The organism is Agrobacterium larrymoorei, from assembly GCF_005145045.1.
In the GTDB taxonomy this organism is placed as follows: Bacteria; Pseudomonadota; Alphaproteobacteria; order Rhizobiales; family Rhizobiaceae; genus Agrobacterium; species Agrobacterium larrymoorei.
On record NZ_CP039691.1, the window covers coordinates 570,001 to 591,784 of the forward strand.

22 protein-coding genes, 1 tRNA gene and 2 rRNA genes (1 of these 25 cut by a window edge) are annotated in these 21,784 nt (G+C 56.9%); 12 read left to right on the plus strand and 13 right to left on the minus strand.

Features of this window, described 5'->3' with window-relative positions:
• From CFBP5473_RS02610 to CFBP5473_RS02620, 3 genes are all read left to right on the plus strand, one after another.
• A 23S ribosomal RNA gene (locus CFBP5473_RS02610) occupies nt 1-1,305 on the plus strand (it extends 1,642 nt beyond the left edge of the window).
• A gap of 206 nt (nt 1,306-1,511) precedes the next feature.
• Nucleotides 1,512-1,626, plus strand: a 5S ribosomal RNA gene (gene rrf, locus CFBP5473_RS02615).
• Nucleotides 1,627-1,941: 315 nt separating this feature from the next.
• Nucleotides 1,942-2,018 (plus strand) — tRNA-Met (locus CFBP5473_RS02620).
• Nucleotides 2,019-2,200: 182 nt separating this feature from the next.
• Here the strand turns inward: CFBP5473_RS02620 and CFBP5473_RS02625 are convergent.
• Both CFBP5473_RS02625 and CFBP5473_RS02630 read right to left on the minus strand, forming a co-directional pair.
• Complete coding sequence (locus tag CFBP5473_RS02625) at nt 2,201-2,596, minus strand: hypothetical protein (protein ID WP_051441406.1); 396 nt, start codon at nt 2,594-2,596, stop codon at nt 2,201-2,203.
• 111 nt (nt 2,597-2,707) lie between these two features.
• Nucleotides 2,708-3,382, minus strand: coding sequence for a MurR/RpiR family transcriptional regulator (locus tag CFBP5473_RS02630; RefSeq protein WP_157835818.1), 675 nt, complete (start codon nt 3,380-3,382; stop codon nt 2,708-2,710).
• Between the two features lie 432 nt (nt 3,383-3,814).
• On the opposite strand from CFBP5473_RS02630, the gene CFBP5473_RS02635 reads away from it, so the two are divergent.
• Nucleotides 3,815-4,540, plus strand: a complete 726-nt coding sequence (locus CFBP5473_RS02635; RefSeq protein ID WP_027676944.1) for a sulfate transporter family protein — start codon at nt 3,815-3,817, stop codon at nt 4,538-4,540.
• Here CFBP5473_RS02635 and nth read toward each other — a convergent pair.
• Nucleotides 4,514-5,284 (minus strand): endonuclease III, encoded by a 771-nt coding sequence (gene nth, locus CFBP5473_RS02640; RefSeq protein ID WP_027676943.1) that lies wholly within the window; start codon nt 5,282-5,284, stop codon nt 4,514-4,516. The genes CFBP5473_RS02635 and nth overlap by 27 nt on opposite strands.
• A gap of 42 nt (nt 5,285-5,326) precedes the next feature.
• Here nth and CFBP5473_RS02645 point away from each other — a divergent pair, with 42 nt between their 5' ends.
• From CFBP5473_RS02645 to CFBP5473_RS02660, 4 genes are all read left to right on the plus strand, one after another.
• On the plus strand, nt 5,327-5,809 hold the full coding sequence (locus CFBP5473_RS02645; protein WP_027676942.1) for a DUF2244 domain-containing protein: 483 nt from the start codon (nt 5,327-5,329) through the stop codon (nt 5,807-5,809).
• A 69-nt stretch (nt 5,810-5,878) separates the two neighbouring features.
• Complete coding sequence (locus CFBP5473_RS02650; protein WP_027676941.1) at nt 5,879-6,751, plus strand: methylated-DNA--[protein]-cysteine S-methyltransferase; 873 nt, start codon at nt 5,879-5,881, stop codon at nt 6,749-6,751.
• Nucleotides 6,752-6,821: 70 nt separating this feature from the next.
• Nucleotides 6,822-7,058 (plus strand): CopG family ribbon-helix-helix protein, encoded by a 237-nt coding sequence (locus tag CFBP5473_RS02655; RefSeq protein ID WP_027676940.1) that lies wholly within the window; start codon nt 6,822-6,824, stop codon nt 7,056-7,058.
• A gap of 6 nt (nt 7,059-7,064) precedes the next feature.
• Nucleotides 7,065-7,355 (plus strand): type II toxin-antitoxin system RelE/ParE family toxin, encoded by a 291-nt coding sequence (locus tag CFBP5473_RS02660; protein ID WP_027676939.1) that lies wholly within the window; start codon nt 7,065-7,067, stop codon nt 7,353-7,355.
• Between the two features lie 4 nt (nt 7,356-7,359).
• Here CFBP5473_RS02660 and CFBP5473_RS02665 read toward each other — a convergent pair whose 3' ends face one another.
• On the minus strand, nt 7,360-8,343 hold the full coding sequence (locus CFBP5473_RS02665) for a sugar-binding transcriptional regulator (protein ID WP_027676938.1): 984 nt from the start codon (nt 8,341-8,343) through the stop codon (nt 7,360-7,362).
• Nucleotides 8,344-8,541: 198 nt separating this feature from the next.
• Between CFBP5473_RS02665 and tal the strand changes: the two genes are divergently transcribed.
• Nucleotides 8,542-9,507 carry a transaldolase gene (gene tal / locus CFBP5473_RS02670; protein ID WP_027676937.1) on the plus strand — a complete coding sequence of 322 codons (966 nt, stop codon included), beginning with the start codon at nt 8,542-8,544 and terminating at the stop codon, nt 9,505-9,507.
• A 107-nt stretch (nt 9,508-9,614) separates the two neighbouring features.
• Here tal and CFBP5473_RS02675 read toward each other — a convergent pair whose 3' ends face one another.
• Nucleotides 9,615-10,379 (minus strand): IclR family transcriptional regulator, encoded by a 765-nt coding sequence (locus CFBP5473_RS02675; protein ID WP_027676936.1) that lies wholly within the window; start codon nt 10,377-10,379, stop codon nt 9,615-9,617.
• Between the two features lie 120 nt (nt 10,380-10,499).
• On the opposite strand from CFBP5473_RS02675, the gene CFBP5473_RS02680 reads away from it, so the two are divergent.
• Complete coding sequence (locus CFBP5473_RS02680) at nt 10,500-11,231, plus strand: SDR family oxidoreductase (protein ID WP_027676935.1); 732 nt, start codon at nt 10,500-10,502, stop codon at nt 11,229-11,231.
• Nucleotides 11,232-11,307: 76 nt separating this feature from the next.
• On the opposite strand, the gene CFBP5473_RS02685 is transcribed toward CFBP5473_RS02680, so the two are convergent.
• From CFBP5473_RS02685 to CFBP5473_RS02705, 5 genes are all read right to left on the minus strand, one after another.
• Nucleotides 11,308-11,481: a DUF1328 domain-containing protein gene (locus tag CFBP5473_RS02685; RefSeq protein WP_027676934.1), complete on the minus strand. Its 174-nt coding sequence runs from the start codon at nt 11,479-11,481 to the stop codon at nt 11,308-11,310.
• Nucleotides 11,482-11,618: 137 nt separating this feature from the next.
• On the minus strand, nt 11,619-12,470 hold the full coding sequence (locus CFBP5473_RS02690; protein ID WP_027676933.1) for a metal ABC transporter permease: 852 nt from the start codon (nt 12,468-12,470) through the stop codon (nt 11,619-11,621).
• Nucleotides 12,467-13,327, minus strand: a complete 861-nt coding sequence (locus tag CFBP5473_RS02695; RefSeq protein ID WP_027676932.1) for a metal ABC transporter permease — start codon at nt 13,325-13,327, stop codon at nt 12,467-12,469. The genes CFBP5473_RS02690 and CFBP5473_RS02695 overlap by 4 nt, the downstream gene beginning before the upstream one ends.
• The gene (locus tag CFBP5473_RS02700; protein ID WP_027676931.1) at nt 13,324-14,211 is read right to left on the minus strand and encodes a manganese/iron ABC transporter ATP-binding protein; all 888 of its coding nucleotides are present in this window, start codon (nt 14,209-14,211) and stop codon (nt 13,324-13,326) included. The genes CFBP5473_RS02695 and CFBP5473_RS02700 overlap by 4 nt, the downstream gene beginning before the upstream one ends.
• Nucleotides 14,208-15,098, minus strand: coding sequence for a metal ABC transporter substrate-binding protein (locus CFBP5473_RS02705; protein ID WP_027676930.1), 891 nt, complete (start codon nt 15,096-15,098; stop codon nt 14,208-14,210). Before CFBP5473_RS02705 ends, CFBP5473_RS02700 begins: the two co-directional genes overlap by 4 nt.
• 342 nt (nt 15,099-15,440) lie before the next feature.
• Here CFBP5473_RS02705 and CFBP5473_RS02710 point away from each other — a divergent pair, with 342 nt between their 5' ends.
• Nucleotides 15,441-16,421 (plus strand): hypothetical protein, encoded by a 981-nt coding sequence (locus tag CFBP5473_RS02710; protein WP_037171716.1) that lies wholly within the window; start codon nt 15,441-15,443, stop codon nt 16,419-16,421.
• Nucleotides 16,422-16,584: 163 nt separating this feature from the next.
• The gene (locus CFBP5473_RS02715; protein WP_027676928.1) at nt 16,585-16,824 is read left to right on the plus strand and encodes an HTH-like domain-containing protein; all 240 of its coding nucleotides are present in this window, start codon (nt 16,585-16,587) and stop codon (nt 16,822-16,824) included.
• Between the two features lie 134 nt (nt 16,825-16,958).
• Here CFBP5473_RS02715 and lysS read toward each other — a convergent pair whose 3' ends face one another.
• The 3 genes from lysS to CFBP5473_RS02730 form a co-directional block, all read right to left on the minus strand.
• Nucleotides 16,959-18,458, minus strand: a complete 1,500-nt coding sequence (gene lysS / locus CFBP5473_RS02720; protein WP_027676927.1) for a lysine--tRNA ligase — start codon at nt 18,456-18,458, stop codon at nt 16,959-16,961.
• 255 nt (nt 18,459-18,713) lie between these two features.
• On the minus strand, nt 18,714-20,171 hold the full coding sequence (gltX, locus tag CFBP5473_RS02725) for a glutamate--tRNA ligase (RefSeq protein ID WP_027676926.1): 1,458 nt from the start codon (nt 20,169-20,171) through the stop codon (nt 18,714-18,716).
• Between the two features lie 99 nt (nt 20,172-20,270).
• The gene (locus CFBP5473_RS02730; protein ID WP_027676925.1) at nt 20,271-21,731 is read right to left on the minus strand and encodes a hypothetical protein; all 1,461 of its coding nucleotides are present in this window, start codon (nt 21,729-21,731) and stop codon (nt 20,271-20,273) included.
• Nucleotides 21,732-21,784 lie beyond the last annotated feature (53 nt).

The window sequence follows — 21,784 nt, forward strand, 5'->3', positions numbered from 1 at the left end:
GTGCGGCGAAGAGGTTCCAGGAAATAGCTCCACCGTATAGACCGTACCCGAAACCGACACAGGTGGTCAGGTAGAGTATACCAAGGCGCTTGAGAGAACTATGTTGAAGGAACTCGGCAAATTGCACGCGTAACTTCGGAAGAAGCGTGACCCCATTTTAGGCAACTATGATGGGGTGGCACAGACCAGGGGGTAGCGACTGTTTATCAAAAACACAGGGCTCTGCGAAGTAGCAATACGACGTATAGGGTCTGACGCCTGCCCGGTGCTGGAAGGTTAAAGGGAGAGGTGCAAGCTTTGAACTGAAGCCCCAGTAAACGGCGGCCGTAACTATAACGGTCCTAAGGTAGCGAAATTCCTTGTCGGGTAAGTTCCGACCTGCACGAATGGCGTAACGACTTCCCCGCTGTCTCCAACATAGACTCAGTGAAATTGAATTCCCCGTGAAGATGCGGGGTTCCTGCGGTCAGACGGAAAGACCCCGTGCACCTTTACTATAGCTTTACACTGGCATTCGCCAAGGCATGTGTAGGATAGGTGGTAGGCTTTGAAGCGCGGACGCCAGTTTGCGTGGAGCCATCCTTGAAATACCACCCTTATCTTCGTGGATGTCTAACCGCGGTCCGTTATCCGGATCCGGGACAGTGTATGGTGGGTAGTTTGACTGGGGCGGTCGCCTCCGAAAGAGTAACGGAGGCGCGCGATGGTTAGCTCAGACCGGTCGGAAATCGGTCGTCGAGTGCAATGGCATAAGCTAGCCTGACTGCGAGACTGACAAGTCGAGCAGAGACGAAAGTCGGTCATAGTGATCCGGTGGTCCCGTGTGGAAGGGCCATCGCTCAACGGATAAAAGGTACGCCGGGGATAACAGGCTGATGACCCCCAAGAGTCCATATCGACGGGGTTGTTTGGCACCTCGATGTCGACTCATCGCATCCTGGGGCTGGAGCAGGTCCCAAGGGTATGGCTGTTCGCCATTTAAAGCGGTACGTGAGTTGGGTTCAGAACGTCGTGAGACAGTTCGGTCCCTATCTGCCGTGGGTGTAGGAATATTGACAGGATCTGTCCCTAGTACGAGAGGACCGGGATGGACGTATCTCTGGTGGATCTGTTGTCCTGCCAAGGGCATAGCAGAGTAGCTATATACGGAATGGATAACCGCTGAAGGCATCTAAGCGGGAAACCAACCTGAAAACGAGTGTTCCCTATCAGAGCCGTGGAAGACGACCACGTCGATAGGACGGGTGTGGAAGTGCAGCAATGCATGAAGCTTACCGTTACTAATAGCTCGATCGACTTCTTCGTTCCCATTGTTCATGCTCATCGAAGATGAGCATTCCTCTTCTGTCCTGACGCGTGGAATACGCTCCGGACGGGCCGCGCCACGAGGCGCGACGACCTCTGGTCTGTATGGGAAACATACGGATAGGTCAGAGAAAGACGTGTTAAAAATAGAAAGTGGCCAAGCCACCCAGCTTCTCGAAAACAGCGTATGTTTTGCGCTTTGCCGACCTGGTGGTTATTGCGGGGCGGCTGCACCCGTTCCCATTCCGAACACGGCCGTGAAACGCCCCAGCGCCAATGGTACTTCGTCTTAAGACGCGGGAGAGTAGGTCGCTGCCAGGTCTGCAAAACGCAAAACATATACTCCATCTTCTCGTCACACCCTCGGCCCAGCCGAAATCAAAAGGGCCGCTAACCAAGCGGCCTTTTGTGTTATGATAGCTTGATCAAAAATAAAGCGGGCTGGAGCAGCCCCCGACCTCCCGCAGGAAGCAAAGCTTCCGAGGAAGGACAAACAAAAGACCCGGGCGCTTGTTCGACGTCAGCTCATAAATAACGCGGGGTGGAGCAGCCCCCGTCCTCCCGCAGGAAGCAAAGCTTCCGAGGAAGGACAAACAAAAAGACCGGGCGCTTGCTCGAACGTCAGCTCATAAATAACGCGGGGTGGAGCAGCCCGGTAGCTCGTCAGGCTCATAACCTGAAGGCCGCAGGTTCAAATCCTGCCCCCGCAACCAAATCCCCCAGCATATCCCGAAAATAACGCCAGCAGAGATGTTCGACACAGCGTCGCTCTTTGATTGGGACTTCTCCCCCTGAAAAACTTAGGAGCCGCTGATTGCGGGCTGGGGCGGTTCGTAAGCCTCGGCAATGTCATGGCTCTCTGCCCTTCAAGGCGCGGGCAAAGACAGGCAAGATTTTAGTTTGCTAGCAAATCCCTCACGATTGTCAGGAACGCCTCGCCCGCCACACAGACATCCCCGCTATTGTCCAGCGTCACCACCTCGAAATCGCCGCAGACGTCGACACCGCTGCGCTCCAGCCGACGGGAAATCTCCGCCACGCTCTCACGACCGCGGCCAGACAGGCGGGCAGCCAGGACCTCTGGGCGCGCAATCACATTGATCACCAGCAGCTTTAAGAAAATCTCCCGGAAATCAGCAAGCGCTGCGCGGGAGCCATTGGCGATCAGGATTGCGCCACGCTCTGTTGCATCTCTCGCTGAGGCCGGAATGCCGTAGCTCAGGCCGTGGGCGCTCCATGAGACGCAGAACGCACCCGACAACCGCCTGCGCTCGAACTCGGCATCATCCACGCCCTCATGCAGTTCCCCGCCAGCATCGCTTAGGAGATATCCAAGGATCGATCACTTGATCGATCCAAAGCCCGCGAAGGACAGGGATGCGCGGTTAGGCATCCGCTCGCTTTAACCGTTCAGCGCGCGCTGAATATCGCCAATACGCTTGAAGCGCTGTTTGCGGCCTGATCCGCTGTTTTGTGACAGTGTATGAAGCATGAACTCAGTGATGGCGACGAGTTGGAGCATGCTGTGTCCGCCGCCTTGGGCGAGCGGGATGGTCAGGCAGATGTCTGCACTGTCCGGGCCCCACTCATAGAAGCGGGTGGTGATGAGCAGCGTCTTGTAGCCGTTGCGGGTTGCCATTTTCGACAAGCGCTGGAGAGCTGCGAGATTTCCGCCGCAATCCATCAGGATCAGCAGGGTGTTTTCTGGCTCTTCATCCATCAGCTCGATATAGGTGGAGCCGTCACGCTGGAGATAATGGACGCGTTCGCGGCATTCGAGCAGCCGGGCGTAGAAATAGCGACAGATGCCGAAGCTTTCCGCGGAGGAGGCCACAAAAACGTCGCGGCTTTCGGCGATCGAATTGAGCGCCGTCTTCCATACCGATTGACCAGCAAGATCATAAACCGCTTGTACGGCCTGAATTTGCTGCAGCATGAGGGAAGAGAGCGGGGTTTGTGGTGTTTCTTCTCGCTCGCTTTGCGGGCGGGCGGGTGCTGGCGTCGGTTCACGCAGATGTTCGCGGATATCGCTCAGCTGGCGATAACCGAGGGAGCGCAAAAACCTGCCGACGGTCATGGGGCTCAGGCTCAGCTTTTCAGCAAGCGTTGCAGCAGTCTCGAAAGGAAGCTCTGCCAAGTGCTCCATGAGATATTTTGCGATCCGGCGCTCAGCGGGCGTACCGGACTTCATCAAACGGGTGAGATCAATCAGCAACTTTTCCAACGACGCCTCTTTTATTTTCTTCTTAGCGGACGATGAGCACGAGCCGTGCTTTCGCTATCAACAACCACCGGTCTGAGCAGTTGAGCTTCAGAACCCGAATCACAATCTATCACAAAAATGCGATTTCTTGCCTACTCTTTCTTATAGTTTAGTGGTTGCTTCTATTCAAGTGTAAAATGATTGGTTGAAAATTATTCTGATATGGGCAGAGAAAGCGTCATACTTGTGAAAAACGCGCTCCGCACCTATGTCCATTTTTGACGCCGCTCTATCCCGGAGACCACCTTGATCATCAATGCTGCCAGACGCGCTTTTCAAAACCTGTTTGCGGCGGAAACGCGATCCGTTTTCTGGAAGATGCTCGGCCTGACGCTTATGGTGTTGATGGCCTTGTGGTTTGCCGTGCGTGGCCTGTTCGTATGGCTTGCTGTTCCATGGCTCGATTCCATGATGCAAACCATGCCCGGTTGGGCTGGCTGGATCACTTTCACGCTGGAGATTTTGAGCGGCTTTGGACTGGCGTTCGCGCTCGTTTTTCTGATCTCGCCGGTTACCGCCATCATCGCCGGGCTTTTTCTCGATGACGTCGCCGAGGTAATCGAAAAAGAAGACTACCCGGGCGATCCTGCCGGTCGCGCTATGCCGCTTGGTGAGGCAATCGTTTCATCGATAAAATTTTTCGGCGTCGTCATTTTGGGCAATATCATCGCCCTCATGCTGCTTCTGGTGCCGGGCGTGAACCTGATCGCGTTCTTCATGGTGAATGGGTATCTGCTGGGGCGGGAGTTTTTCGAGTTCGCGGCCATGCGGTTTCGGACTCCCACGGAAGCGCGGGCGTTTCGTTCGAAGCATTCGACCAAGGTTTTTCTGGCCGGGCTGGTTATCGCAGCCTTTCTTGCCATTCCCTTCCTGAATCTGTTGACGCCGCTTTTCGCCGCGTCGCTGATGGTGCATCTACACAAATCCGTCAGCAGGAAGGACCCGTCATTCTCCAACCAGTTGGGGCGGTAATTCCACAAGCGGCGCTGGCACATCGAAAGTCTTTTCCGGTGATTTGCAGATGTCTGCGATGATGCAGCGCTCGCATTCCGGCTTGCGGGCCTTGCAACAGTAGCGACCGTGCAGGATCAGCCAGTGATGGGCGTGGAACAGATATTGCTCGGGTATGATCCGCACCAGCCTGTCCTCTACTTCATCCGGGGTCTTGCCCGGTGCCAGACAGATGCGGTTGGCGATGCGAAACACATGGGTATCGACGGCAAGCGTCGGGATGCCGAAGGCCATGGACATGACGACATTGGCGGTCTTGCGGCCCACGCCGGGCAGCATGATCAACTCTTCCCGCGTCTTCGGCACCTCGCCGCCAAAATTGTCGATCAGCATCTGCGAAAGCGCGATGACGTTTTTCGCCTTGTTGCGATAAAGTCCGATAGTCTTGATGTGGTCGATCAGCTTGTCTTCGCCAAGTGCCAGCATCTTTTCCGGCGTATCGGCAATCTTGAAAAGCGCTTTCGTGGCGCGGTTCACGCCAACATCGGTGGCTTGCGCGGAAAGCGCCACTGCAACGACGAGCGTAAATGGGTTGGTATGCTCCAGTTCGCCTTTCGGCTCCGGGCGCTGAATGGAAAAGCGGCGGAAAATCTCGGTCAACTCTTCCTGGGAGTAGGCCGTTCTCACGCGCTTTTGCTTCGGCTTCGAGGGCGAAATTGACTTTTTCAAAGTTTGGGTGCTGGATCGTTTCTTGGCAATTGTCATAACGAAGTCTCAAGCATTGGTCAGCCGCATCGAGGAAGGCAGATGAATATGCTCAACGATCAGCCGGTTTTTTCTGCTGAACTCATTCCCTATCGCTCCCTCGGGCGCAAGGGGTTTCGTGTACTTCTCGTTATCAGTGCTTTTGTGTGTATCGGCTACGGTGCTTTTTTCCTCGTCAGCGGTGCTTGGCCGATCGGCTTCTTTCTGGGCTTCGATTTTTTGCTGCTCTACTTTGCGTTTCGCGCCAACTACAAGGCGGGCAGGGTGAAGGAGCAGGTGGTCGTGTCGCGCACCAGCCTCTCCATTCGCAAGTTTTCGTCTGCGGGTAAGGTCGTGGAGCATCGCTTCAACCCATTCTGGGCGCGATTCCGAGTCAGGCGGCATGATGAGTTCGGCATTCTTTCCATGCATGTCTCTGGCGAAGGGCGGGTGACGGATATCGGCTCGTTTCTGAACCCGGATGATCGCGAAAGCTTTGCCAAGGCATTCAAAAACGCGCTGGCGACGGTCAGGCGTAAAATCTGAGGCTCGATCAAGAAACGGGTGGAGCGGTGCGGCACTTCATGGTTTTCTCTCAAGCCAAGGAGATAAGCCATGAACGCCAATATCATGCTGAAGGAAGACATCACGCCGGTTGGAACGGATTACGATACGGTGCGTCAGGTCATCGAAATCCTGACGCTGGATTATCGTGAGCAGCCGTCTCTGGACGAAATCGCCGCGCGGCTGAACCAGTCGCCGACGCAACTGCAGAAGACGTTTACGCGCTGGGCTGGCTTGTCCCCCAAGGCATTCCTTCAGGCCGTGACGCTGGATCACGCCAAGCGCCTGTTGCGGCAGGAGAATCTTCCGCTGCTGGAAACGGCAATCGAAGTGGGCATGTCCGGCCCCAGCCGCCTGCACGATCTTTTCGTGACCCATGAAGCCATGTCGCCCGGCGAATGGAAGGCGAAGGGAAGCGGCTTGCAGATCAGTTACGGTTTCCACCCATCGCCCTTCGGGCTTGCTTTGGTCATGATCACTGATCGCGGCCTTGCGGGTTGCGCCTTTGCCGATCCGGGTGAGGAGAAGGCCTGCTTCGACGATATGGCGCGGCGTTGGCCAAATGCGAACTATGTGGAGGATAGCGCTGCGACCGCGCCCTATGCGGCCCGCATTTTCCACCCAACGCAATGGAACAGCGATCAGCCGCTGCGTGTCGTGCTGCTCGGCACGGATTTTCAGGTCCGCGTCTGGCAAAGCCTGCTGAAGATTCCTTTGGGCAAGGCCGTGACCTATTCCCACATCGCGCAGGATATCGGCCAGCCAACGGCATCACGCGCCGTGGGTGCGGCGATTGGCGCAAATCCCATTTCCTTCGTCGTCCCCTGCCACCGTGCAGTCGGCAAAAGCGGAGCGCTGACGGGCTATCATTGGGGCCTGACGCGCAAGCGAGCCATGCTGGGTTGGGAAACGGGGAGGGTGTGATCAAGGCTTTTGCCATGTGATCTTACATGTGAAATAATCAGCTATGATGTGAAAATCATATGAGATGCAGATGAAAAGTACGATCCAGCTTCCCGATGATATCGACCGACGCATAGACTACGTTGCAGCACAGACAAATCTCACTCGTAGTCAGATTGTCGAGGAGGCTTTATCGTTCGGGCGCTCGCTAGCATGGCAGGAGCAATGGATCGCGGGCGTGAAAGCCGGGATCGCAGACGCCGATAAAGGCGATTTCGCGTCGGAAGACGAGATCGCAGCGGTTCTCGGTCGGTACGATCAGGTATAATCAGCCGTGCGGGTTATCTGGACAAGACGCTATCTGCGAGAGCTTGGTGACATTGGCGACTATATAGCGGAAAAGAACCCGCGAGCGGCTGCGCGGATCGTGCGAGATATTCACACTAAAACCCAGTCATTGCTCTCAGCAAATCCTTTCATTGGAAGGATCGGGGAAATAATGGGCACGCGGGAGTTGGTCATCCCGGCTACGGGATATGTCGTTGCATATCGTGTGCACGACGAAAACGTAGAGGTCTTGTTTGTGCAGCACGGCGCAAGGGAATGGCCGCGCAAAATCGAGTAGTATTTTACCTGCCGGGTTCCGCGAGCTCCATCAACGCCCTCGCCGCTGCCTCATCCGTAATCAATGTATTGCAGCCGATGCGCTTTATCGTGGCGCGGATGGCGGTGGCGCGGTGGGCGCCGCCGGAGGCGAGGACGATGTGTCTGGCTTTCTTCAGCGTATCGAGATCGATAGCCATGGCGTGATTATTGATCGGGTGTTCGACGGAGCGACCTTCCGCGTCGATGAAGTTGAACATGGTGTCGCAGACGCAGCCTGCTGCAACCAGTTCGTCCAGCGTTTCCTTCGATATGAAGCCTTCCGATAGCGATGTCGAATGCGGGCCGATATCGCCGCAGCTGACGATGGCGAGATCCAGATTTTCTGCCAGCGAGTAGAGCGTGCTGAGGCCACATTTTTCGATCAGCGACCGTTTGGTTTCGACGGAATCGACCAACAGCGGCGCGAGAAACATGTAGCATTCGGCACCAAGCGCGCTTGCCAGCCGCCATGTGTAATCGAGCGGGTTGGTCTGGTGGACGGCAACGATCCCGCCTAGAAGCGATACGACCTTGCAGTTTTCTCGCCGTGGCGGGCGGAAGCTGGAGAGGGAGGCAGTCATGGTGCGGCCCCAGCCGACGCCGATTGTGGCGTTATCCGGCACGACTTCGGAGAGGAACTGGCCGAGCGCCAGACCGACACCCTTGGCGATGTCCTCCGCTTTCGACGTTGCGGAAGGAATGATGATTGCCTCATCCAGCCCATAGGTCTTCTCGAGGCTGATCGCCAGTTCCACGAAGTCCTCGATGCCTTCATTGATCCATATCTGCACCTCGGAACGCTTCATGGCTTCATCGAGAAGGCGGATGACGGTGGAGCGGCTGATGCCGAGCTTCTCGGCCACATCCTTCTGCGTCATGCCCTGATTGTAATAGAGCCACGACGCCCGCAGCCGCAGCGATGCCGCTTCGGAATAGGCCGTATGGGTTTCTCTTCGCAGTTTCGCCACTGTTTTCCGCCATGTTTTTTGAGTGACGAGTATTGCAGGCTTGAAACTTATGTCAATTGCAATGCGCAAATGTCTTGACTTCGCGCTTTGCCCCGGGCGATACTCCCGTCGAACAAAACCGGTATCCGTGTCCGTATGGCATTCATACGGAACGAAACTCGGTAGCGATGGTTTCCAGAGATTACGAGGATTTACGGCATGACTTCCAAGCTCGACCAACTTCGCGCAATCACCACCGTTGTCGCCGATACCGGTGACATCGATGCGGTTGCCCGCCTGAAGCCGGTGGATTGCACCACCAACCCCTCCATCGTTTTGAAGGCTCTCGGCACGCCTGCCTTTGCCGATACCGTCAAGGAAGCCGTGTCCTGGGGTCGCAAGCAGGGCGGCTCGTCGGATGGCGTGATTGCCGCTGTGGCGGATCGTCTTGCGATTTCCGTTGGTGCAGCACTGGTCGGTCTGGTGCCGGGTCGCGTGTCGACCGAAGTGGATGCCGATCTCTCCTTCGATACGCAGGCCTCCATTGCCAAGGCGCATGCCATCATCGCGGCGTATAAGGAACGCGGCATCGAGCGTGAGCGCATCCTCATCAAGCTTGCTTCCACCTGGGAAGGCATCAAAGCCGCCGAAGTGCTTCAGTCCGAAGGCATCGATTGCAACCTGACGCTTCTGTTCTCGCAGGCTCAGGCCATTGCATGTGCGGAAGCCAAAGCTTTCCTCATCTCGCCCTTCGTCGGCCGTATTCTCGACTGGTACAAGAAGTCCACGGGTGAGAACTACACAGCCGAGACCGATCCGGGTGTTCTCTCTGTCCGCGAGATTTACAATTACTACAAGGCCAATGGCATCTCCACGGTCGTCATGGGCGCGTCGTTCCGCAATGTCGGCGAGATCGAAGCGCTTGCGGGTTGCGACCGCCTGACGATCAGCCCGGCGCTTCTCGAAGAGCTCGACAAGGACAATGGCACGCTGGAGCGCAAGCTTTCGGCTGACAATGCCAAGGCCGCGCCGCTTCAGTCTCTGGATGAAAAGGCCTTCCGCTGGCAGCTCAATGAAGATGCGATGGCTACCGAAAAGCTGTCCGAAGGCATTCGCCTCTTCGCCAAGGATCTCGTGGCTCTGCGCGAAATCGTTCGCAAGGAACTGGCGTCCGCTGCCGCCTGAGGGCGTGAGATTGGGGAACCGAATGGCTCCCCGGTCGTTTTATAAGTGTAATATCTCCAGTCATGAAGCGCGGCTGTTCCCCCTGACAGTCGCGCTTTTTCTATCTTTTACCGGCCCGCGACGACTTGGGATATCGCCTTTGCGGTTTCCTGGATGAGGGCAAGACATTCCGCTTCCTTAGGCGCTGCATCATTCAGCGATCCGATATAAGGACAGGTGACGACGGCGAGTGCCGTGCCGTCCAGTGTCAGGATCGGTGCGGATATATTGCGCACGCCTGCAGTCTGCAGGCTGTTCATGCTCTCATATCCATCAGCCTTCACCTGCGTCAGCCGTTCACGCAACCCTTTGGGCAGAGCGGTCTCGCCGCTGCGCAATTGTTCGGCAATCATCAATTCCCGTTGGGTGTCGTTCTGGAAGGCGAGTAGCACATGGCCGGAGCCGGTGTTGAACAGGCTCATCTGCGCACTGACGCGGATGGAAAGCGCCCAGTAGGTGGACGAATCTTGCTGCGCAATCACCACGACCGAGCCGCGATCATAAACGGCCAGATGGCAGGCCTGCTCTGCCCTGTTTGCGAAGTCGCGCATCAGGGGTGCTGCGAAGGACACCAGCCTGCGCACCGGTTGATGAAAATGCGCCAGTCCGAACATCTTCAGCGTCAGAAAGAAGCGGTCGCCTTCCTGTCGTTGCACATAACCGCGCCGCACCAGCCGGTCCAGCATGCGGTAGAATTCATTCGGGCTCTTGCCGAGTGCCTTGGCAATCTCGACCTGCGTCAGCCCGCCATCGGTGCGCGCCAGCAGCTCCAATATGTCGAGACCCTTGTCCAGCGCAGGCGCGCGGTATCTTTCGCTGTCGTCTTCCGTCATCAGCCCTCTGAATGATTATCCTAGTGTCGCTTGACGCTTCATGAATACACTGTTTACATATGAATTGTCGATGCATATTTGAGGTTTGATGCACCGAAGGGTGCGGGAGGAGACGACATCATGGCGCAGGATTTTAGTGGTCGGACGGTGGTGATCACAGCTGCCGGGCAGGGGATTGGACGGGCAACGGCAGAACGCTTTATCGGGCTTGGCGCGCGCGTCATCGCCACAGACATCAATGAAGCGGCGCTTTCAACACTTGAAAATGCAGAAACCCGCATCCTGAACGTGCTGGACGGCGAGGCCGTGAAAGCCTTCGCCGCCGATATCGGCCATGCCGACGTGCTGTTCAATTGCGCAGGCTTCGTCCATGCAGGCACCATTCTGGACTGCGAAGAAAAGGACTGGGACTTCTCTTTCGATCTCAATGCCAAAGCCATGTATCGCACCTGCCGCGCATTCCTTCCGGCCATGCTGGAAAAGGGCAAGGGCGCCATCGTCAACATGTCCTCTGTCGCCTCCAGCGTCAAAGGCGTGCCGAACCGTTTCGCCTACACCGCATCCAAAGCCGCCGTTATCGGCCTGACGAAGTCCATCGCCTCCGATTTCGTGACGAAAGGCATTCGCTGCAACGCCATCTGCCCCGGCACGGTGGATAGCCCCTCCCTACACGACCGCCTTCGCGCCACCGGGGATTACGAAAAGGCACTCAGCGACTTCATCGCCCGCCAGCCCATGGGCCGCATCGCCAAGGCGGAAGAGATTGCAGCACTGGTGAGCTATCTCGCCTCGGATGAAGCGGGATTCACGACAGGGCAGATTCACGTGATTGATGGTGGTTGGACGGCGTAGGATTTCTCCTCCACCACACACAAAAAACGGTCGGGGCATGCCCGACCGTTTCTTCAATCTCAAAGATATCGCGTCGTTAAAGGATCGCCTGACCTGCCATCAGTGCAAGCACCAGGAAGATGACGAAGATCACGACCGCGATGAAGAATAGAATGCGCGCGATGCCGGATGCCGCGGCGGAAATTCCGGTGAAGCCGAAAACGCCGGCGATTAGCGAGATGACGAAGAAAATAAGAGCCCACTTCAGCATGGTCGTTCCTCTTGTGTCGGTTTTGAAACGGGCAAACGCCTGGCGTTTGTCTTGCACATATTGACGCGCGAGGGTGGTCTGTGGTTCCCACGTACCGAAAATAATCTTTTCACTTTCGGGTGTTAGCCGTTTGCCCTTCAGGCGAGTGTCTGCTGACTATGTGCTTTCCGAGCCTTGACCGTGGTGCGGATGAAGGCCGCGATGAACAGGCTGCTCATGATGAGCACGATGGTTGGCGCAGGCGCGCTATCGATCAGGAAGCTCGCCCAGATGCCAAGCGTAGATGACATGACGGCAACAGAGATCGCCGCAACCAGCATTGCCGAAAAGCGCCGGGTGATGAGAAACGCAATTGCGCCCGGTGCGACTAGCATCGCGACGGACAGGATGATGCCGATTGCCTGAAGTGCGCCGACGACGGTGAGCGAAAGCACCGCAAGAAGGCCGTAATGCAGGACGCGCACCGGCAGGCCGATGGCCTTGGCGTGCTGCGCATCGAAAGCGTGAACCAGCAGGTCCTTGCGCAGAATGGCGAGAAAGAGCGTCGCAGCCAGCGCGATCAGGCCGGTCTCGATGATATCGGTCACCGAAACACCGAGCATATCACCGAAGAGAATATGGTCGAGATGCACATCGCTCTGCACCTTTACATAGAGCACGAGCCCCAGACCGAACATGCCGGAAAAGACGATGCCGAGAACCGTGTCTTCCTTGATGCGGCTGTTCTCTTTTAGAAAACCGGTTCCAAGCGCGCACACCATGCCCGCAATGAAAGCGCCGATGGAGAAGGGAATGCCGACGATGTAAGCGATGACCACGCCCGGCAGCACCGCATGTGAGACAGCATCTCCCATCAACGACCAGCCTTTCAGCACCAGAAGGCACGAAAGCATGGCCATAGGAACGGCAATCATCAGCGTTATGATGAAGGCATATTGCATGAAGGGAAGCTGGAAAGGCAAAAGCGCCAGTTCGAGATACTCGCTCATGGGCTCGTCTCCAGCGCGGCCTTGGCCTTGGCGCGCGAGGCGAGATAACCGTGCTTGGGCGCAAAGACGAATGCGGTGAGGAAGATCAGCGTTTGCAGAACGACGATGATGCCGCCCGTTGCACCATCCAGAAAATAGCTGAGATAGGCACCGACGAAACTGGTGAGCGCACCAATGCCGAAACTCATGCCGATCAAACGTTCGAAGCGATCCGTCAGCAGATAGGCCGTGGCACCCGGCGTCACCACCATGGCCACCACCAGAAATGCCCCGACGGTCTGGAGCGCTGCGACAGTGGAGGCAGCAAGCAGGGTGAAGAAGATCACCTTCAGCACATCCGGCTTCAGCCCGATTGTCCGGGCATGGTTCTCATCGAAGAAAACCACCATGAAGTCGCGCCATTTCAGCGCCAGCACGAGAAGGCTGATACCGCCGATCAGCGCGAGCTGGATCGTATCTTCCGTGGTGATTGCTAGGATATTGCCAAGCACAATGGTCTGGATGTTGATGGATGTGGGAGAGAGCGACACCATGAACAGGCCCAGGCCGAAGAAGGAGGTGAAGATGAGACCGATGATCGCGTCTTCCTTCAGCCGGGTCTTCTGGTTGAGAAACAGCATCGAGCCTGCCGCCAAACCGCCGGAGAGAAACGCGCCGAGCGAAAAGGGAAGGCCCAGCATATAGGCGCCCGCCACGCCGGGAACGATGGCGTGGGAAAGCGCATCGCCAATCAGCGACCAGCCTTTCAACATGAGGTAGGAGGACAGGAAGCCGCAAACGCCGCCCACCAGTGCGCTGACCCATATGGCGTTCAGCATGTAGGAGTAGGTGAAGGGCTCGAGAAGGACGCTGATCATAGCTCCTTTTCTCCGGCCTTCGCATGGTCTCTACCGTTCTTGCCGTAGATCACAAAGGGGCGCTCATCATCGGTGATCACCTTCAACCGGCGTGGATCGGCATCGTCATGCAGATCGGTGCCGCCTAGTATGAAGTGGCGCAAACTTCCGCCGAAGGCGGCCTGCAGGTTTTCTTCCGTAAACGTATCCTTGGTCTTGCCCGAGGCAATCACGGTTCCCTTGACGAACACGGCGCGATCACAGAATTCCGGCACGCTGCCGAGATTATGCGTGGAGACCAGCATGATGCGGCCTTCGTCACGCAGCGATTTCAGCAGCGCGATGATCTGTTCTTCCGTTGTCACGTCTACGCCGGTGAAGGGCTCGTCCAGTAGAATGATCTCGCCTTCTTGCGCCAGGGCCCTCGCCAGGAAAACACGCTTCTTCTGCCCGCCTGAAAGCTCGCCGATCTGACGCTTGCGATAATCCAGCATGTTGACGCGCGTGAGCGCCTCTTCGACCATCTGATGGTCTCGTTTCGAAGGGATGCGCAGGAAGTTCATATGGCCGTAGCGGCCCATCATTACCACATCTTCCACCAGAACGGGGAAGCTCCAATCCACTTCTTCCGCCTGCGGTACATAGGCGACGAGGTTTTTCTTAAGCGCCGCTGAGGCTGGCTGGTCGAAGATGGAGACTGAGCCCGCTGCGAGAGACACGAAGCCCATGATTGCCTTGAAGATGGTGGATTTGCCCGCGCCATTGACGCCGACGAGCGCGGTAATCGTGCCGCGGGGAATGGAGAAGCTGGCGTTTCTCAGCGCCGCGTGACCGTTTCGGTAGGTCACCGTCACATTGTCGACGATCAGGCCTTTGCCGGAGCTTCTCGCTCTTCCCATCATCATTGGGCGAGACCTTTCACGATTGTACTTGTGGTGACGCGCAATAGATCCAGATAAGTGGGCACCGGACCATCCGCCTCGCTGAGTGAATCGACGTAGAGTACGCCGCCATAGGTGGCCCCGGTTTCCTTCGCCACCTGCTTGGCAGGATCGGCTGACACCGTGCTTTCGCTGAAAATGACGTGGACATTATTAGCGCGCATGGCGTCGATGACGCCGCGCACCTGCTGTGGCGTGCCCTGGCTATCAGCATTCACCGGCCAGAGAAACAGCTCCTTCAGCCCGAAATCACGCGCAAGATAGGAGAAGGCACCTTCGCTCGTCACCAGCCAGCGTTTGGCTTCAGGCAAAGAGGCGATGGCATCCCGCATCGGCTGGATTTCCTGTTTGATTTTGTCGGAATAGGCCTTGGCATTAGCAGCATAGAGGTCCGCATGGGCCGGGTCGATCTGTGTCAGGCCCTTGCGGATATTTTCGACATAGATCAACGCATTATCCGGGGACATCCAGGCATGAGGGTTGGGCTTGCCCTGATAGGCACCGCCGCTGATCGAAATCGGGGTCACGCCGTCGCTGACCGTCACATTGGGTACATCCGAGAGATTGGCCAGAAACTTCTGAAACCAGAGTTCGAGGTTAAGGCCATTCCAGAGAACCAGATTGGCGTCACGCGCTCTTAGAATATCGCGCGGGGTCGGCTGGTAGTTGTGAATTTCGGCGCCGGGCTTGGTGATGCTTTCCACATCCGCTGCATCGCCCGCCACGTTGCGCGCCATATCCGCGATGATGGTGAAGGTGGTGACCACCTTCGGCTTTTCCGCAGCGCCTGCGGAGAAGGGCAGAAGAACCGCAGCGGCGATGATGAGAGACGTCAATCGGGATAATGCCATGGACCGTATCAAACCTCTTTTGCGATTAATTCGCAATAGCAAACTGCGCGGCAAAAGGTGGTTTGTCAATGCTATTGCAAATCATTCGCATCTTTCGACGTTGTTTTCTTCTCTGTGAAACTCGCGGAGTCCAAAAATGGTCCAAGTCAATTTCGAGATTTCGACGTCAGTTAAACCTTCTTCAATGAGAACCCGTCAGGATTGAAGCTTGCACGGAAACGGCTTGTCGCCGCTGCCGCGCTGTGTTCGTTCCGGTTGCGCATGGCTTTGCGCAGCCAGGAGCGCGGCTTTAACGGGGTAATTGATGTCGGGACATTTGACGTGAAAGCAGTGTTCAAAAGAATACGGTTTTCTCGCAAGTTCGTATTGATTGGCGGCGGTATCCTCCTCATCGGGGGAGCATCCGGCGTTGCCGCCGTTATTGTCGGCAAAGACAAGCTGTTCGGTCCCTCCTACGCTTCCGTGAACGGCCTCGAATGCAAGACCGTGCAGACGGTCAACATCAAGAAGAACGGCACGCTGTGGGTGCGCAAATTCATCCGCACCGAAGGCGGCGATGGCAATGAGCGCGTGAAGACGGCGCTGCGCGTTGCGAAAGCGGTTTATGACAAGCAGAAGCCTGATCTGGTTCAGGTTTCGGTTCTGGACACCAACGGTCCGCAGATGCGTTCCGAGATGCGGGGCAGGGCAATCGCCGCGCAGGCAATCTACATTGCCGATATCGCGAAAATTCCCGAAGGTGCCGCGGCGCAGACCTATTCCGCCTATTATTACGATGGTTCTGCCAGCGGTGACGGCCAGTTTTATGGCCTGCGCATCGATCTACCGGTAGAAGATGCCAAGACAGTCACCGCCTCGCTGACCGATTTCGCCGATTGCGCCGATCCCGTTACCGATGCGCCAGCAGACGGTCACGGCGCCGCCAAGGGCGGCCACGGTGCTCCAAGCGGAGGTCATGGTGAAGCCAGCGGCTCCGGTCACGGATCGACCGATAGCCACGGCGCGGAAGGCAGCAGCCACGGCGGCGAAGACCACGGCCCCGTTACCGAACCTGCGGGCGGCGAAACGGCAGAAGGCGGCCACGATGCGCCAGCCAATCCAGACGCGAAAGCCCATGGTGGGGAAGAGGAACTGCTGACCTCAACGCCAACAGGCGAAAGCCAAAGCATGTTCAGCTTAGCCTACATCAAATCCCTGCTCTTTGGAAAAGGCACGACCACCGCTGTTGCTGCCGAGCAGGGCGAGCCAGCAGTTGCCGATGCTCCGGCGGAGCATGGTGAGGGTGAGCATAAGGCGGATGAGGCAGCTAAGGCTGGGCACTGAAAGGAAAGGTAGATTATCTGCGCGATGTATTCACATCGAGTTGGTTATAAGCTCCTCAGCATCTTCCTGTAGGTCAAAAAATCGCCACCAAATGCCATGGCTTGACTAGAATAATATTTAAGCATAAAGCACAAAGCATAATTTTATGAATGGAGTGAGACTTGTGACATCAAAGGCTGCGCTTACTGAAATTAAGAGGGCAATCGAAAACTCTCCACGTAACGCCTACGTTGCAGAGTTGCACCTGCAAGTCATCAAATATGCTAACGAACTGAACGGTGTGACGGGAAGAGAGTTTTGCGAAGCACTAGGCATTGGCGCATCTTTTGGAACTGAATATACCAAAATGCGTAAAATTGCAGGTAGGCTTTATGATGCAGGACTAGAGGCGTCTAGGATATAAACTATTGAGACGATATAGCTGTTCGATAAGCCCTGAACTAAATAGAAACTTGCGTTGAAGTGCAATTATGCCCGGGTTTGGCATAGTACCCGGGCATACAAATCGAAAAGTATTTGTGTCGATGACTTTTACGCTCAATCCGCCTTCTGACGTCTTGCCGGGAACAGAATAACGTCGCGGATCGACGGGGCGTTGGTCAGCAGCATCACCAGACGGTCGACGCCGATGCCGAGGCCACCCGCTGGCGGCATGCCCTGGTCGATGGCGTCGAGGAATTCGTCGTCCAACTGCTTGTCCTTTTCACCGCGGGCATGCGCCTGTTCCAGCTGCTCCACCATGCGGCGGCGCTGTTCTTCCGGGTCGTTGAGTTCGGAGAACGCGTTGCCCACTTCCCAGGCGTTGCAGTAGCTCTCGAAACGCTCCACCAGCCGCGGCTCGCCCGGCACTTCCTTGGCGAAGGGCGAAATGTCCTTGGGGAAATGCGTGACGTGGCTTGGCTGGATCAGCGTGCCCTCGACCTTTTCTTCGAAGATGAAGGCAAGGCATTCGCCCCATGTCCAGTCCTTCTCGACCTCGAAACCGGCAGCCTTGGCAGCAGCGCGGGCCTCTTCGTCGGTCTTGATCGACAGGAAGTCGATGCCCGTTGCTTCCTTCACCGCATCCGGCATCGGTACGCGCTTGAACGGACCCTTGAAGGAAATCGTCTGGCCCTGGAAATCAAGCTCCGTCGTGCCGTGGATCGCAATCGCCAGCGTCTCGAACATGCGCTCCACGAGGCTCATGATGTCCTCGTAGTCGGCATAGGCCCAATAGCATTCCAGCATGGTGAATTCCGGATTGTGCCGGGTGGAAACACCTTCGTTGCGGAAGTTGCGATTGACCTCGAACACCTTGTCGGACAGGCCGGAAACCAGCGTGCGCTTGAGGAACAGTTCCGGCGCAATACGCAGATACATGTCCTGCTTCAGCGTGTTGTGGAATGTCTTGAACGGGTCAGCCGTCGCACCGCCATATACGGTCTGCAGCATCGGCGTTTCGACTTCGAGGAAGCCTTCGGCCTCCATGAAGCGGCGAATGCCGGAGATGATCTTCGAACGCTGCTGGAAGCGCAGCTTGGATTCCTCGTTGGAGAGAATATCCAGATGGCGCTTGCGGTAGCGGATTTCGACGTCGGAAATGCCGTTCCACTTCTCCGGCATCGGAAGCAGCGACTTCGTCAGCATGGTGATCTCTTCGGCATTGATCGTCAGCTCGCCACGCTTGGTGCGGCGCACCTTGCCGGTGACGCCGATAATGTCGCCGATATCGATCATCGGCAGCATCTCGCGTGCCGTCTCAGGCGTCGTGTCCTTGTGGGAGAAAATCTGCACCTTGCCGGAGGCATCATGGATATCCATGAACATGCCGGAGTTGCGGTTGGAATAGACGCGGCCTGCGACGGTAACGGTATCGCCCGTTTCGACATCCGGCTCGATGTCTGCATATTTCTCGGCCAGCTCCGCATTGGTCAGCGTGCGGTGGAAGTGCGCCGGGTAGACGTCACCGATCTTCTCGCGCAGCAGCGCCAGCTTCTGGCGGCGCACTTCGGTGGCGTCGGAGGAAAGGGCAGTTGTTTCGGTTGTCTTGTCGGTCATCGTCTTTGGCCTTTTTCGGGCTGTGTTGTTCTTGTCACTGCTGCGGCCACCTCTTGCGCCCGCACCTTTCCGTATTCGTCTCTCGACCCTCTTGGTCTTAATCCTCGGGCCTCTCGGTCGTCACCCTCGGGCTTGACCAGAGGATCCACCAACGGAGCGGCATTCTCACGGTCGAGGCCTGAGCACCCGGCGTGGATCCTCGGGTCAAGCCCGAGGATGACGGCCATGGGTGCGTGACGTCAACGCGCCAGCCGCTTATGCCGCAGCACCCACCATCGACGCCGCAACCGCAATCGCCACCTTCAAACGCTGGCGCACGACCGAGCGGCCAAGTACGGCCATCGAGTCAAACAGCGGCAGCGAGCGCGACGAACCGGACATGGCAACGAACAGTGGTGGTGTCACCACGCGCAGCTTCTTGCCCGTGCGTTCGGCCACATCGCGCAATTCCTGCTCGATAGATTCCACGTTCCAGTCCGGCATCTTTTCCAGATCGGCAGCAACTGTCGTCAGTATCTCGTGGATCTCTTCCGGCTTGCTCTTCAGGCCCGCGAAGGATGCAGGCGTCAGGCCGACATCGCTCGACAGCAGGAAGCCTGCAAGGTTAGGCAATTCGCCCAGTTTGGAAACGCGGCTCTGCGAAAGCTTGAGGCCTTCGGTCAGGCGCTGGTTTTCCATCGCCCATTCCAGCGTGCGCGAGATGAATTCTTCCGGTGTCAGCTTTTCGCGCAGCCAGCGGCCGTTCAGCCAGTCCAGCTTCTGAATGTCGAAGATCGCGCCTGCCTTGGACAGCGCTTCCGGGTCGAACTTGCCCGCCAGCTCGTCCATTGTCAAAAGCTCTTCGCCTTCGCCGATCTGGATGAAGAACAGGCCGAGGAAGTTCATCAGCGCTTCCGGCAGATAGCCGAGCGCGGAATAGTAGGAAATCGAGGTCGGGTTCTTACGCTTGGAAAGCTTGGACTTGTCGGCATTGCGCATCAGGGAAAGATGCATGAACACCGGCTCCTGCCAACCGAAATAACGGTACAGCAGAATGTGCTTCGGCACCGAGGCCAGCCACTCCTCGCCGCGCGCGACATGGGTGATCTTCATCAGATGGTCGTCGATGACGTTGGCCATATGATAGGTTGGCATGCCATCGGCCTTCATCAGAACCTGCATGTCGACCGAGTCCCAAGGAATCGAAACTTCGCCGTAAACGCCATCGGTGAAATCGCAGGAGCCTTCGGTCGGGATTTTCATCCGCACGACGGAAGCTTCGCCCGCTTCCATCTTCGCGGTCACTTCTTCGGCCTTCAGATGCAGGCAGAGACCATCATATTTCGGCGGCTTGCCAGCGGCGCGCTGCGCCTCGCGCATTTCCGTCAACCGCTCCGGCGTGCAGAAGCAGCGGAAGGCATGGCCTTTGGCCAGCAATTCGTCGGCATAGGGCTGGTACATGTCCTTGCGGTCGGACTGGCGGTATGGACCGTATGGGCCGCCGACATCGGGACCTTCCGACCAAGTCAGGCCGGTCCATTTCAGCGCTTCCAGCACTTTCTCTTCATATTCGCGCGTGGAGCGCGTGGCATCGGTATCTTCGATGCGCAGAATGAACTCACCACCATGCTTTTTCGCAAACAGGTAGTTGAAAAGCGCGATATAGGCGGTGCCCACATGGGGCTCGCCGGTGGGGGAAGGTGCAATACGGACGCGGACGCCGGAAGTGGTCATTAGGGCCTGCTCAATGAAAATACGCGCGCAAAAAGGCGCTGGCTTTAATCTCGGGATCAACTGGCCTTAGCACATATTCCGCAGGCAACGTCAAGGTTTTTACCGTTTGACAGGCGGCGGCGCAGGCGTCCACTCGGCTTCTGCACTCTTTTCGCCCAAGGCCGCAAGTTTGAAATTAGCCCGCTGCACCACGTTATCGACGACATTCTCGTAGGTCGTGGTGCCAGTCTCCTGAAAGATGGGACGCATGGCGGTTGCCATTTGCTTGCCTTGGTTCAGCATTTCGACGCGCTTTTCGCGGCTCAATTCCGTGCCATCAACCTCGGCATATCGCACAAGGCTCTCGGCGAGTTTCATCGTTACGTAGCGCTTTCCGTCATCCGAATTTTCCGCCTCGACCTTCCCTAAAGCCGATTGCTGGATCTCAAGCCCTTTTCGAAGGTCGTCTTCGGTGCCGAACACTTCGCCGCGCAGAAGGTGCGAATCCCCAAGGTTCGACAGGGTTTCCCAACTCTCCTGCCCATACAGTTGCTTCTCCTGGCGCGCTGTCTGCCTGTCGAATTCGAGGGCTTTTTCGACGTCGGGTTTCTGCCGCGAGATGAAGGCGACGCGACCGTAATTCGTGCCGAGACTGCCGGTGAGAGATTCTCTGGTCTCGGCATCGACCTGATCCCGGTAGCGCCCATAAACCTCTTCCAAGGCCGTAATGCCGCGCCTCAGATAGGTGAGCTTCCCATCGCCTTCGGCGATTTCGGATGCATAGCCATAGCTGCCAGCAAGATCCTGCGCGTAATAGATTTCCAAAGTTGGATTATCCGGCTTGTTTCTGGCGTGATCCGCCTCCGTCAACTCGATGCTCAGCATCAGCTTGCCGATATCCGACTTCCAGCGCCCCACGGTTTCGAGCGCATTTGCCGCATCAGGCGGCATTTTTGTCATGCACTCCTTGTCGTCAGTCAGTCTGCAAAGGGCAAATCGTGTCTCCGCGACCTCGGTGATAAAGGCATCCTTGAACAGGAAAGCCGGATTGTAATAGCGTTCCGGGGTCTTCACGATGGTTACGGCCCAGTAATGCTCGAGAATGGAAAGCGCTAGGTCCGGCGCATTGCGCGGCACGGTCTCCATCGCTTCGCGCAACGCCGAGAGCGAAAACGCGGCAGGATCCTCCTTTATGGAATCAGCCTCGCCTTCGTCATCGGTCATGGTCAGCAACGGCAGTTGCGTTGCGGCCTCTGCCAGCTGTTGTGCCCTGTCTGCTGCGTTCAATGCCTCCTGCATCTGGCAGGGGCCGATCGGCTTGCTGGTGCCGATGGATGCGGCCATCAGTTCCTTAGCCTTGGCGCAGAAGGCGGCGTCACCGGGATAGTGGAACCGTTGCAGGACGGGCATGGAGACCTCCGCCTTGCGGCCGTTGGCAGCGGTGAATGTCCAGCTATCCGGCACGGCCTGTTCGGTCTGCGTCTGCGCCACGGGTTGTGGCACATACAGCTTGCCCCACAGGCCGCCGCCAAGAAAAATGACGATCAACACAAGGGCAGTCAAAGGCGCCAAATATTTCATTGCTTGTCCCTGCTATGTCCAGAGCGTTTCCATTGAACAAGGAAATGCTGCAA